10 protein-coding genes are annotated in these 13,327 nt (G+C 32.1%); 1 reads left to right on the plus strand and 9 read right to left on the minus strand.

What is annotated here, in order from left to right; translation table 11 throughout:
- Positions 1-2: 2 nt before the first annotated feature.
- From iorA to K292_RS15885, 3 genes are all read right to left on the minus strand, one after another.
- The gene (iorA, locus tag K292_RS0103795) at positions 3-1,769 is read right to left on the minus strand and encodes an indolepyruvate ferredoxin oxidoreductase subunit alpha (RefSeq protein WP_027398709.1); all 1,767 of its coding nucleotides are present in this window, start codon (positions 1,767-1,769) and stop codon (positions 3-5) included.
- A gap of 78 nt (positions 1,770-1,847) precedes the next feature.
- Positions 1,848-2,996, minus strand: a complete 1,149-nt coding sequence (locus K292_RS0103800; protein ID WP_156900458.1) for a tetratricopeptide repeat protein — start codon at positions 2,994-2,996, stop codon at positions 1,848-1,850.
- An 8-nt stretch (positions 2,997-3,004) separates the two neighbouring features.
- Positions 3,005-4,519, minus strand: a complete 1,515-nt coding sequence (locus K292_RS15885) for a B12-binding domain-containing radical SAM protein (RefSeq protein WP_051280276.1) — start codon at positions 4,517-4,519, stop codon at positions 3,005-3,007.
- A gap of 69 nt (positions 4,520-4,588) precedes the next feature.
- Here K292_RS15885 and K292_RS19235 point away from each other — a divergent pair, with 69 nt between their 5' ends.
- Complete coding sequence (locus tag K292_RS19235) at positions 4,589-4,717, plus strand: hypothetical protein (protein WP_281168526.1); 129 nt, start codon at positions 4,589-4,591, stop codon at positions 4,715-4,717.
- A 37-nt stretch (positions 4,718-4,754) separates the two neighbouring features.
- Here the strand turns inward: K292_RS19235 and K292_RS0103810 are convergent, their stop codons facing one another.
- From K292_RS0103810 to pheT, 6 genes are read right to left on the minus strand one after another with little or no spacing between them, the layout of a single operon-like run.
- Positions 4,755-5,624 carry a radical SAM protein gene (locus tag K292_RS0103810; protein ID WP_027398711.1) on the minus strand — a complete coding sequence of 290 codons (870 nt, stop codon included), beginning with the start codon at positions 5,622-5,624 and terminating at the stop codon, positions 4,755-4,757.
- 33 nt (positions 5,625-5,657) lie between these two features.
- Positions 5,658-7,376 (minus strand): arginine--tRNA ligase, encoded by a 1,719-nt coding sequence (gene argS, locus K292_RS0103815; RefSeq protein WP_027398712.1) that lies wholly within the window; start codon positions 7,374-7,376, stop codon positions 5,658-5,660.
- 12 nt (positions 7,377-7,388) lie between these two features.
- Positions 7,389-7,835 (minus strand): DUF523 domain-containing protein, encoded by a 447-nt coding sequence (locus K292_RS0103820; RefSeq protein WP_027398713.1) that lies wholly within the window; start codon positions 7,833-7,835, stop codon positions 7,389-7,391.
- Between the two features lie 53 nt (positions 7,836-7,888).
- Positions 7,889-10,264, minus strand: a complete 2,376-nt coding sequence (locus K292_RS0103825) for an endonuclease MutS2 (RefSeq protein ID WP_027398714.1) — start codon at positions 10,262-10,264, stop codon at positions 7,889-7,891.
- Positions 10,265-10,278: 14 nt separating this feature from the next.
- Positions 10,279-10,896, minus strand: coding sequence for a cell division protein ZapA (gene zapA / locus K292_RS17690; RefSeq protein ID WP_027398715.1), 618 nt, complete (start codon positions 10,894-10,896; stop codon positions 10,279-10,281).
- 20 nt (positions 10,897-10,916) lie between these two features.
- On the minus strand, positions 10,917-13,322 hold the full coding sequence (gene pheT, locus K292_RS0103835) for a phenylalanine--tRNA ligase subunit beta (protein ID WP_027398716.1): 2,406 nt from the start codon (positions 13,320-13,322) through the stop codon (positions 10,917-10,919).
- Between the last annotated feature and the right edge of the window lie 5 nt (positions 13,323-13,327).

The raw sequence follows: 13,327 nt of genomic DNA on the forward strand, positions 1-13,327 counted from the left end.
TCTTATACCTCCTTAATAGCATCAAACGGACAAACCTGCATACATACACCACAGCCTGTACAAGAAGCCGCATCAATTTTAATACTTTCTCCAAACTGAATAGCCGGACATCCTGTTTTCATGCATAACTTACATTTTGTACATTTGTCCTGATCAATCTCACATTTCTTAGGAGATAAATCAAAGTCTTTTTTATCTTGATCGGTGAATTTCTTTAATATACAAGGCCATTTTGCAATTATAACAGTAGCTTCATCTTTTTCAAGTGCTTCATCAAGTGCATCACTTGTTTCTTTTAAATTAAGAGGATTTACAACATAAATATTTTCCTTTTTCATACCTATTGCTTGACATAATAATTCAATATTAACCTCAGCTGCTTCTTCACCCATCAGAGTAAATCCTGTTCCTGGATTTTCCTGATGACCTGTCATACCTGTAATTCTATTATCCAAAATAACAGAAACATTACATCCTTTGTTATAAACTACATCCATTAAACTATTGATTCCCGTATGGAAAAAAGTTGAATCTCCAATAACTGAAACTACCTTAGTATCTATACCTTCTCTTTCAAAAACCTTTGAAGCCCCATGACCTGCACTGATACTTCCACCCATGCAGATACATGTGTCTATTGCTGATAATGGAGGCGCCGAACCAAGTGTATAACACCCAATGTCTCCTGTGATCATTACGTTCTTTTTCTTACTTAGTGTATAGAAAAATCCTCTGTGCGGACATCCTGCACAAAGTGAAGGTGGTCTTACAACAGCTTCCATATCTGATTTAATTGTCTCTGCATCTGTGCCAAATACTGCTTTACGTACAATATCTGTATTTAATTCATCCATTTCAGGAATAATTTCTTTACCAATACAATCTATACCTGCCATACGAAGATGATTTTCAATATATGGATCCATTTCTTCCACAACATAAAGTTTATCTACTTTTGATGCAAATTCTTTTATTTTATCCATTGGCATAGGAAACGTCATTCCTAATTTCAAATATGATGTATTATCACCAAAAACTTCTCTTGCATACTGATAAGCTACGCCTGAACTGATTACGCCAACCTTAGTATCATTATATTCAACCTTATTGATTTCACAAGTATTTGAATATGCTTCCATGTTTTTAATTCTGTCAATTAAATTTTTTCTCATTACTTTGCCGTTTGCAGGAGTTGCTACAAACTTAGCAATATTCTTTTTATATTTTACGATTTCTTTTTCTTCTCTGTCATTTAATTCTACTAAGCTTTTGCTATGGCATACTCTTGTTGTCATACGAAGTAATACGGGAGTATCAAATCTTTCACTTAATTCCAGTCCAAGCTTCATAAAATCTTTTGCCTCTTGACTGTTTGATGGTTCAAGCATTAAAAGTCTTGCTGCTGTAGCATAATTTCTGTTATCCTGTTCATTTTGCGAACTATGCATACCTGGGTCATCAGCTGATACAAGAACAAATCCACCTGTTACTCCTGTATAAGCAAATGTAAATAATGGGTCAGCAGCAACATTAACCCCTACATGCTTCATAGCAGCCATTGAACGTGCACCTGCGATTGAAGCTCCAATTGCAGCCTCTATAGCTACCTTTTCATTTGGTGCCCATTCACAATACAAATCATCTTTGTATTTTACCATATTTTCTAAAATTTCAGTACTAGGTGTTCCCGGATAAGCTGATGCAAAAGTTAATCCTGCCTCATAAGCCCCCCTAGCTACAGCTTCATTTCCTGTCATCAATTGTTTCATTTTTATTCTCCTTAAAGCTTCTTATTTTACTTAAAGTTTAAATCATAGAAATCTCTTATTTTTTTGTAATTTTATCAATTACTCTACTTCTTCTTTTTTCTTAAAAGCTTTTTCTCGATGTCCTCCATCTCTTAAAAGTTTAGCTTTCTTTCTATATTTTTTTTCACTCTCTTTATCTTCATTAAGTGCATAAATATCTGCAAGTTCATCCATAGATTCAATATGGGACGGATGAATTGCCAAAACATGTTTAAAGCAATCTATGGCTTTTTCTCTAAAGCCAAGACTAATATAACCAATACCTAAATAATATGATAGAGGCCACCAATCTTTAAACCTTGATTGTAAAAAAGGCTCAAGAATTCTCACACCTTCATCCCATTTTCCTGCCAAAATATCATTATATCCTTTTTCAATTTCCACAGGTTCTTTAAGTTGCTCAAGTCTTTCTCTTATTTCTTTTTTATCCTTAGTATTTTTACTCTTATTTAAAAATTCTTTCCAAGTAAGCTGTGCTTTAACATAAAGACCTAAGTTTAAATATGCATAACCTAAATAATAATATGCTTGTGCAAATCTTGGATGAATTTCTCTCGTAAGTTCGAAAAACTCAAGTGCTTCTGCCTTAAATGTGCCAACATACTCTTCATTATTACTTTTTAAATACATAGCCCTGCATGCCCTTGCATAACTATACATGGCATGCAGATTTTTAGGATCTACACATAATGCAGCCCTAAAATGAATTGCAGCATCATCATATTTCTCTTTTTCTGCTGAATCCCTTCCCTCTTTTACGAGCCCTTCTACTATTTTTAATTTAAAATATTTCTTTAAATACTCTACATAAATGGGAGTATACTTAAAATGAGGATCAATTCCCATAATCCAAGCCATATTTTCTGCAATATGCAAAATCTTAAGACCTTCTCCTCCTTTAAATTGCTCCAAATCCTCTTTTCTTAAAGGTATTGGAACTTCTTTCATAAAATCTATCTGCGCTTCTCTTTTTAAATAATCTTCCGTAAAGTTATCAAAAACAAAATTTTTAAGGTTTTTCTTTAAATATTTTCCGATACGGTCTGGTCTTTCTTTTATATCATATTCAACAGGTGCCTTTTCCACTGCAATGTCACTTCCCTTAAAACCCATAGAAAATACATTTTTTGAGTCTTTACCATTTTCTTTTATTTTTGTTAATTCTCTTCTGTTTTTTGTTTCAAACATATTAACACCTATAGGATATCCCATCCCTTTCTTTCAAATTTCTTTATGGCATCTTCATTTAATGTTCTTCTCATATCTTCTTTAAGTATCTCTTGCATCTTTGACGAAAATAGCTCATGCAAATTTTCCCGCCACCTTATATATTGTAAAAATATTCGATATAAGTCTTCTTTTTTATGAGATTTATGTTGAAATCCCATTTTATAATAATAATTTGAGAATCTTTCATAAAAATCAAAAGGATTCTCATTAAGAATCTTCATGGCAAATTTAATACTAAATTCAAATCCACCTCTATTATAATATAGATCCAATACATTTTCTATCATCTTTAGATGGGTAACCTCTAACGCTGATAAAAATTGATTAGATATTATTTCATATGGTTCTTTTCGACGATATTCATATTTATAAAGGTCAGTTTGTCCTCTTATTGCCGCTCCCTTTAACAATTTCAAAAAACCTAATTGAATTTGAGGCGCTGAAAGTGCATATACACTATTAAAAGATTCTTTAAAAGAATTATAATCCTCATAAGGAAGTCCTGCTATTAAGTCCAAATGTAAATGTATATTTCCCATATTTAATATTTGTTCAATATTATTTTTAAGTTTAGTAAAATTACATTTACGATTACAAGCTTCCAGTGTTTTATTATTTGTCGACTGTACTCCTATTTCAAATTGAAACAGACCATCTCTGGCAGATTTCAATAATTCTATCAATTTTTCATCGATTAAATCACCGCATAATTCAAAATGAAAGTTTGTAATTTTATTATCATTTACAATTAAAAATCTTAGAATTTCAAGACATCTTTCTTTATTCCAGTTAAAAGTTCTGTCTATAAATTTTACTTGCTTTACATTTCTGTCTATAAAAAATTTAAGTTCACGATAAACTCTATCAACAGGTAAAGCTCTTACAGTCTTATCAATAGATGACAAACAATAACTGCAACGATATGGACAACCTCTTGTTGATTCATAATATACTACTTTATCTGACTCAGGTTCCAAATATTCATATGGAAACGGAACTTTGTCAAATTCCAACAATTTAGGCGGCGAGCTTATACATATTTCATCACCCAATCTGTAGGTTAATCCATTTATATTTTCATAGTTAGGTTCATCGGAAAAATAATTATTAAGAAATTGTTTAAAAGCAAGTTCACCCTCACCTGAAATTATAAAATCAACAAATTTATTTTCAGTCATTATATTAACAGAATCAAAACTAACTTCCGGACCGCCAAATAAAATTTTCACCTCAGGTTTTGCTTTTTTTAGATTTTCTGCTAAATATAAAATTCTTTGAGTATTCCATATATAGCATGAAAAACAGACTACCTCATATTCTTCTCTGCATAGTTCTGTAAAAATGTAATCATCAGAATTGTTAATAGTAAATTCTCTTATACTGATTGTTTCTTTATTCTCTATTACAGAAGTATAAAGATATTTTAAAGCTAAATTAGAATGTATATATTTTGCATTTAATGTTGTCAAAAGTATTTTCATATTTCTCCAAAGCAGTAAATATTTATAGTTTTAATAAGTATCAACTAATTTATTAATTTAGATTATAACATGGCACAAGCTACCAAGCATGTTTCAATGATTTCCACCTTGCAGCAACGCTGTCTCAATCATAGAAATCATTATATCATGACACAAGTTACCAAGCATGATTCAATGATTTCTATTATTATAACATAAACCATAATATTTGATATAATCCAAATTAATCTAACAGTTAAAGCATCCTAAACCTTTCATCTTTTAGATTATGATTTGCCAAAGCATTTTTTAACTGAGCCAACATTCTCTCTTTATCCTTTGGCAGATCTCCCCTTAAAGAAACATAATTTGAAGCATGATTACTTCTAAATACACATTTTTTTGTAACATTTATATTCTCTAAAAGAAGCGCAGTTTCTTTTACTACATCTACAGCTGAAAGGATCTTAAATTTGCCAGCTTTAATATCGTCATAAAGCTCCGCTCCAGGTTCAATCATTAATGTCAAAAGACCTACATATGAAGGCTGCATTTCACTTATCATAGTACCTGTTTGAATAGCATGATCCTCCCATCCATCAGTACCTGCAAGACCTGAAATAAATGTAACAGAAGCCTTAATGCCTGATGCTTCAATCATTTGTACAGCTTTAATAATCTCAGCTCTTGTTGCTCCTTTTACGATATCTTTCAATACTTTATCGCTTCCAGATTCTGCTCCAATATAGATAATTCCAATACCGTTATCTCTTAACTCAACAAGTTCCTCATGAGTCTTTCGCAGTACATCTTGAGGCGAACCGTAAATTCCTACCCTTTCACATTCAGGGAACGTCTTTTTTATATGATCTAAAATAACTAGCAAATCTTTATTATTTAATACAAGAGCATCTCCGTCCGCTAAAAATATCTTATTTACTCTTCCATAATATTTTCTTGCAGAATTTAAATCTTCAATAACTTCACTTACTTTTCTTATACGAAATTTTTTATCCTTAAACATACTACAAAATGTACATTTATTATGAGCACATCCAATAGTAACTTGTATAATTAAACTATAAGCTTCACTGGGTGGTCTGTAGACACTTCCTTCATATCTCATAAATCAACCTCTTTTCCTAAAAATAATAGATTATTACATTCTCTCAGGAGCTTCCATGCCAAGTAACTGAAGTCCATTTTTAATCGTCTGCTTAGCGGCATAAGTAAGAATTAATTTTGCCTTTTTCTCTTCCTCATTATCTACTAAAATATGTTCGTCATGGTAGAATCTATTAAAACTTTGCGCTATATCTACAATATGTCTTGTAATTACAGAAGGTTCATATTTTTCTGCTGCATCAACTACAACTTGAGGGAATCTATATATTAGCTTCGCCAACTCGTAACCACTATCCACAGTAACGTAATCCATTACAGCTCCCTGTACATTTTTCAAAGCTTCATCTCCTGAACTTCCTGCATTTCTAAGTATACTTGCAGCTCTTGCATGAGTATATTGAACATAAGGTCCTGTTTCACCTTCAAAGTTTAAAATCTTTTCCCATGAGAATACATAATCTTTGATCCTATTATTTGAAAGCTCTTGGAAAATAACAGCACCTATACCAACTTGCTTTGCTGTAATTTCCAGATTATCCGTATTTACATTTTTTTCTTTAATTATATCTTTAGTCTGTTCTACTGCCCTTGTTAAAACATCTTCTAAAAATACTACTCTGCCATGTCTTGTTGACATAGTACCTTCATCTAAGCTGACAAGTCCAAATGGGATATGAACACAATCCTTTGCCCAATCCATTCCAAGCAAATCAATTATTTTAAACCATTGCTGGAAATGCAAATTTTGCTGTGATGCTACTATATATAAATTTTTATAGAAATTATAATGCTCTTTCCTATATACTGCCGCTGCTATATCTCTCGTAATATATAAAGTAGAGCCATCCTTTTTCATAATCAAAGCCGGAGACAGATTATATTCTTCTAAGTCAACAATTTTTGCACCTTCAGATTCTTTAAGAAGCTTTTTTTCATTCAGCATATCTACTATTCTTCCCATCTTATCTGAATAAAAACTTTCTCCCGCATAAGAATCAAATTCTATGCCAAGCATGTCATATACTCTGTTAAATTCCTTTAAGCTCTCATCTCTAAACCATTTCCATAATCTGGTTTCTTCTTTTTCGCCATTTTCCAATCTGGTAAATACTGCTCTTGCCTCATCTTCAAGGCTTGGATCCTTTTCTGCCTCTTCATGGAATTTTACATAATAACTTAATAAAGTCTTGATAGGTTCATTAATTACATCTGTTTCATTTCCCCATTTTCTATAGGCAACAATCATTTTTCCAAATTGAGTTCCATAGTCCCCAAGATGATTGATTCTAACTGTATCATAACCTAAAAAATCATAGATTTTATAAATTGAATTACCGATTACTGTGCTTCTGATATGTCCGATATGAAACGGTTTTGCAATATTAGGAGATGAAAATTCAACAATAACCTTTCTGTTTTGACCTATATCACTGCTTCCATAAATATCTTTTTCATCTGCAACTGTATTCATAAGATCTTTCATAAAAACTTTACGTGAAAGAAATAAGTTTACATAAGCATTTACATTTTCCACTTTTTCAAATAAATCGTATCCTTTTAGATTTTCAGCAATTCCCTGGGCAATCATCGGCGGTGCTTTTTTCAATAATTTTGCAAGCTTAAAACAGGGAAATGCATAATCTCCCATCTTACTATCTACAGGAATTTCTATCATATCTTTAATTTCTTCTAATGTAAGACCTTCAATATTTTCAAGCATCAAAGATGCTATTTTATCCTTATAATCAATCATTTTATCCTCCAATTATTCATTTAATGCTTCTTCATCTTTTTCTGAAATAATCTTTATTCCCTTTTCTTTTAGCATTTCAACAAATAGTCCATCGCCTTTTACAAGCTTACCGCTGAAAGTACCATCATAAATCATTCCGCATCCGCAAGAAGGGCTGTTTGATTTTAAAATTGCAAGCTTAACTTCTTTATTTTCTTTCTCTGAAAACTCATTAATTTTAAGCATTGTTCTTTCAGAGCCTAAGATAAAAGCATTAGTTACATCATTGCCTTCTTTATCTAAAACTTTATCTCCCACCCTCTCAGACGGATTTCTTGGAGTAGGCAGATTACCTTCTTCTTCAGGACATACTAAAATACATTTACTCTTCTCTGATAAATCTTTAACCCAAGCAATTTCATTACTGCCTCCGTTATATCTACACTTTCTGCCTGCTAGGCAAGCACTAATAACATACATAATATTCTCCTTACACTTACAATAAAACGTTAAAAATAATATTTAAATATTTATTACTTAAGCTCTACAATGGTAACTCCATCTCCGCCCTCATTGTAAGCACCTTTCCTGAATTTAGATACATGTTTATGAGCTTTAAACAAGTCATGAAGACCTTGTCTCAATATGCCTTCTCCTCTTCCATGAATTACAGTAACTTCTTTAAGACCAGCCATATAAGCATCATCTAAATACTTATCCACGTCCATAACAGCATCATCTAAATATTTACCTCTCACATTTATTGTTGTAGAAATTGATAAGGATTTGCTTCGATACATGCTTCCATATTTATTACGATTACTGTTTTTTTGGCTTTTAGACTTGTTATTATCTATCTTCATCAAGTTATTTATATTAACGTTAATTTTCATTAAACCAACCTGAATTTGAAGTTCATTTTTCACATCAGGTAATGATATAACTTCGCCGTTTTGATTTAAGCTAAGTACTTTTACTCTATCTCCTACTTTTAATTCATTAGGCTTAATTGGATTTGGATTCTCTTCTATTACAATATGCTCTTTATATTTACCTGAAACTTTTCTTATTTTCTGCCTTGCTTCTTCATATTTTCTGTTCCTGTCATTGGAATTCTCATATTTTTGAAGTTCTTTAAGCTCTCTTTGTACTTCATCGGAAAATTCTTTAGCCTCTTTAATCATATCTCTTGCTTCTTCTTTTGCCTTGCTTATAATTTTCTTTTTATGCTCTTCCAATAAAGTTCTTTGTTTATCCAGTTCTTCCTTTTCTTTTTTCATTTGAATATTTAATAAAATAGCTTCATCTCGTTCTGCCTCTGCTTCCAATTTATCTTTTTCTATGGAACTGATAACTTCCTCAAATTGAATGTCGCCTTCCCCGATAAGATTTCTTGCATTTTCTATTATATTTTCACTAAGACCTAATTTTTTAGATATCTCAAAAGCATTTGATTTTCCCGGAGTACCTATTGTTAATTTATAAGTGGGGCTGAGGGTTTCTACATTAAATTCCATAGAAGCATTTTCCACACCATAAGTTGAAAGTGCATACTTTTTTAATTCCGTATAATGAGTAGTTGCAATGGTCTTAGTTCCCTTTCCATATAAATAATCCAATATTGCAATTGCCAAAGCAGCTCCTTCTGTGGGATCAGTTCCGGCACCTAACTCGTCCAAAAGGACCAAAGTATTTTCCCCTGAATTATTTACAATGTCTACAATATTATTCATATGGGAAGAAAAGGTTGAAAGGCTTTGTTCTATACTCTGTTCATCACCAATATCTGCATAAACCTTTTCTAAAACCGGCATTTCACTGCCTGAAGAAGCTGGTATGTGAAGACCACTTTGAGCCATCATAACAAATAGGCCTACCGTCTTTAAAGTGACCGTTTTTCCTCCAGTATTAGGTCCTGTAATGACCAATGTATCATAATTTTTTCCTATGGCTATATTGATTGGAACTACTTTATCTTTATGAATTAAAGGATGTCTGCCGGCTTTAATTATTAATCTTCCCTCTGTATTAACTTGAGGTTCTGCCGCTTTTTGTTTAACAGATAACTTTCCTTTAGCAAATATAAAATCTAATTTTACTAGGAGTTCTTGATTATTTAATAATTCCTGGGAAACTTCAGCAACATTTGCTGACAACTCTGCAAGAATTCTTTCAATTTCCACCTTTTCAGCTAATTCCAATTCTCTCAATTCATTATTTAAATTAACAATTGCTTGAGGTTCTATAAATAAGGTAGCGCCTGTAGCTGATTGATCATGTACAATACCGGAAAACTTACCTCTGTGTTCTTGCTTTACAGGAATTACATATCTGCCTTGTCTTATGGTAACAATAGCATCCTGAAGCATAGTCCTGTTATCTGAAGAGTTGATAATTTGATTTATTTTAGTTCTTATAGATTCATTCTGTCTTAAAATATTTCTTCTGATGTTTTTAAGTTCAGTACTAGCATTATCTGCCATTTCATCTTCAGATATAATACATCTATCTATATTTTCTTCAAGTCTTTTATGAATACATATAATTTCCAAAATTTCTTTTATAATTTTCAAATCTAGCAAATCACTTTTTAAAAAAGTTACTACCTGCCTTGTAACTTGTAAATTATATAAAATTTCCAAAAGTTGCTTCATAGTTAAGGTGCCACCTTTATCAGCTAAATGAACATTATTATTTATATCATAAAAACTGCCTAAGGGTAATGCTCCTTTACGCATAATAACGGAAACCGCCTCAGTGGTTTCCGCTAACATTTCTCTAATTTGGAACACGTGAATCGAAGGCTTTAACTCATATATAATATTTTTAGTAATTTGAGAAGCTGCCTCTTTTGACAATTGTTCCTTTATTTTATTGTATTCTAAAACTCTATATGCTTTTTGATTCATGTGATTTCCTATTTTTATTCTTCATTTTTTTTATATCGATCTAATTCTCCTTTAAGTTGTATATTTTCCATCTGTAAATCAAAGAAACTGCTTTCAATATCCTTATATTTAGCTTCAAGCTCTTTTAATACTGAAGATGTTGACCTCTTTGTTTCTTCTTCTTCCTTCATTCTATCAGCCAAATCTTCATTTTTATTCAATAAGGCATTATATTTATCTTCGATTTCTTTATGTTTTAAATTCAATTGATCAATTTCTATAATTTTTTCATTAAAAAGCTTTTGTAAAGCCTCTTTTTGTTCAATTGTAACTTGTGCATCTTCCTTATACTGAAGAAAGCTTTTTTTAGCTTCTTCCCAAAGCTGCACATAATGTCTGCTGTCTTTTTCCAATTGTTCATTTTGGCTTTTTAATTCATTAACCGTATCAATACTAGTATAATAATCGTCTGCAATATTTACTGCTGAAAGAACCGCTAAATCTGCTGTTGAACCGGTTGGTAATGCTTTAGCGATTTCATGCATCTTTCTATCTACAAAATCAGCTACCTTTATAATATGATCCCTTGTTTTATTTCCAGCTATAGTATATTCATGTCCATAGATTTTTACGCTTACCTTATTGTTCTCCATAGTTTAGCCCCCTTCATTTTCTACATATCACGTAAAACTGCATTAATTTTGTCTTTTAATGCCGCTAAAACATTATTATGAACTTTAGTAACCTCTTCCTCCGTTAATGTTTTATCCGGTGATCTGTATACTAAGGTAAACGCCACACTTTTCATGCCTTCATTGATTGGTTTTCCTCTGTAGACGTCAAATAATGCAACACTCTCAAGTAATTTTTTGCCTTCTTCTTTAATAATATTCTCTATTTGAGCAACGGTAATTTCTTCTTCTACTATTAAAGCAATATCCCTAGTCATTGATGGATATTTAGGTAATGGAGAATAGAATCTTTCAGTATTAGAATTCTTCATTACATTATCAAAGGCAAGCTCACAGCAGTATGCTCTTACACCAATGCCATATTTTTCTGTTACATCAGGGTGGATTTCTCCCATAATTCCAAGTTCATAATCCTTATATATGATTCTTGCACATCTTCCCGGATGATATACTCCATATTCGCTTTCAGATTCATATGTTGCTCCATGTATTCCAAGTTTTTCTAAAAGTTCTTCCACCATACCTTTCAGGGTATAAAAGCTTTCAGATTCACCGTAAGCCGCAATAACCATTGAATCATATTCTTCAGGCAAAGGTTGTTGTTCATCTAAACTTTTAAAGAATGTATTTCCGATTTCAAATGCCCTAACACTTGGAATATTCCTAGAATAATTACGCCCTAGAACTTCCATCATATTAGGGGTTAAAATTGTTCTCATAACACTGTTTTCTTCACCCAGCGGATTAATAAGCTTTACAAAGTTTCTCTCCCATGAATCCTCATCAATTCTTACATTATCCACACCTTTTGGACTTACAAAAGAATATGTCTGAACTTCATTAGCTCCCATGGCAACCATGGAATCTCTAGCCAAATCTTTTAAGGATCTTTCTTTCGATTTTGCTGCTTCTGCGTTACCTCTTGGAATAGTAACCGGCATTTTATCATAACCATATATTCTGGCAATTTCTTCAATAAAATCAATTTCTTCCTCTAAATCTTGACGAATAGTAGGAGGCGTTACCTTTAATATATCACCATCTTGCAATACTTCCATTTCTAAACTTTTAAAAATTTCTTCCATTTGCTTAACATTAAGATTTATTCCAAGAACACTGTTTACCCTATTTACTCTTACAGATACAGTATGCTTGTCTATTTTATTTGGATAAACATCCACTTTTCCTTTTGCTGCTTTTCCTGCTCCAAGGATTTCTATCAATTTGCAAACTCTGTCTGCTGCTGTTTCGCATAAGTTAGGATCAATGCCCTTTTCATATCTGGAAGAAGCCTCTGTTCTTAAAGCAAGTTTCTTAGAAGTTGCTCTTATACTGTCTCCATTAAAGTTAGCAGCTTCTATTAAAATAGAACCTGTATCTTCTTGTATTTCAGAGTTTAATCCACCCATGACACCTGCAAGAGCTACTCCCTTTTTTCCATCTTTAATAAGAAGCATATCTTTTGTTAATTTTCTTTCTGAACCGTCAAGAGTAGTAAAGATTTCTCCTTCTTCTGCTGTATCCACAATAATTTTATTATCTTCTACATTTCTTATATCAAATGCATGTATCGGCTGACCATATTCAAGCATAACATAGTTAGTAATGTCAACAATGTTATTAATTGGTCTCATTCCTGCATATATGAGTCTCTTCTGCAGCCACCAAGGAGATTGCTCAATCTTTACATCTGTAACAACTCTTGCTACGTATCTTCTGCATAGTTCTGAATTTTTTATTTCAACGCTTATATAATCCTCTGCGCTACCTTCTTCTTTTTCACATTTAGTATCAGGATATTTTAGTTCACCGTTTAAAGTTGCTGCTGTTTCTCTTGCCATTCCAATCATAGAAAGACAATCAGGTCTGTTTGGTGTTATTTCAAAATCTACTACAGCATTTTTTAATTCCAGTGCATCTACTATATCCTGTCCTAATTTATATTCTTTATCAAGAATCCAAATTCCATCTTTATGTGCCACAGGTATAACTTTATCATCAAAACCAAGTTCACCTGCAGAACAAAGCATGCCATTAGACTCAATACCTCTTAATTTTCCTTTTTTTATACTCTTTCCGCCCGGAAGCTTACTTCCATGTAAAGCCACAGGAACATAGGCTCCTACAAAAAGATTTTTGGCACCAGTTACAATCTGAATTGATTCTTCTTCCTTATTAGAAATTTGAATCTTAGTTATAACCAGCTTGTCTGCATCGGGATGCTTCTCAATTGAAAGCACCTTGCCTACTACAACTTTTTCTATTCCATCACCAAAATATTGAGCGGTTTCAATATTTGAACCTGACATAATCATTTTGTCACAGAATTCATCAACACTAACATCTATTTTCGTATATTCTTTTAACCAATTAATAGGTACTAACATTCTGG

This window comes from Anaerovorax odorimutans DSM 5092 (assembly GCF_000426305.1).
Classification (GTDB): Bacteria; Bacillota; Clostridia; order Peptostreptococcales; family Anaerovoracaceae; genus Anaerovorax; species Anaerovorax odorimutans.

Bases quoted from the DNA above. Each gene is read 5' to 3' on its own strand.
- argS (WP_027398712.1), bottom strand. From the start codon at position 7,376: ATGATTGATTATAAGGATAAAATAGCATCTTTGATGCTTGAAAATATT.
- K292_RS15885 (WP_051280276.1), bottom strand. From the start codon at position 4,519: ATGAAAATACTTTTGACAACATTAAATGCAAAATATATACATTCTAAT.
- zapA (WP_027398715.1), bottom strand. From the start codon at position 10,896: ATGGAGAACAATAAGGTAAGCGTAAAAATCTATGGACATGAATATACT.
- K292_RS0103820 (WP_027398713.1), bottom strand. From the start codon at position 7,835: ATGTATGTTATTAGTGCTTGCCTAGCAGGCAGAAAGTGTAGATATAAC.
- K292_RS0103825 (WP_027398714.1), bottom strand. From the start codon at position 10,264: ATGAATCAAAAAGCATATAGAGTTTTAGAATACAATAAAATAAAGGAA.
- pheT (WP_027398716.1), bottom strand. From the start codon at position 13,322: ATGTTAGTACCTATTAATTGGTTAAAAGAATATACGAAAATAGATGTT.
- iorA (WP_027398709.1), bottom strand. From the start codon at position 1,769: ATGAAACAATTGATGACAGGAAATGAAGCTGTAGCTAGGGGGGCTTAT.
- K292_RS19235 (WP_281168526.1), top strand. From the start codon at position 4,589: ATGGCACAAGCTACCAAGCATGTTTCAATGATTTCCACCTTGCAGCAA.
- K292_RS0103800 (WP_156900458.1), bottom strand. From the start codon at position 2,996: ATGTTTGAAACAAAAAACAGAAGAGAATTAACAAAAATAAAAGAAAAT.
- K292_RS0103810 (WP_027398711.1), bottom strand. From the start codon at position 5,624: ATGAGATATGAAGGAAGTGTCTACAGACCACCCAGTGAAGCTTATAGT.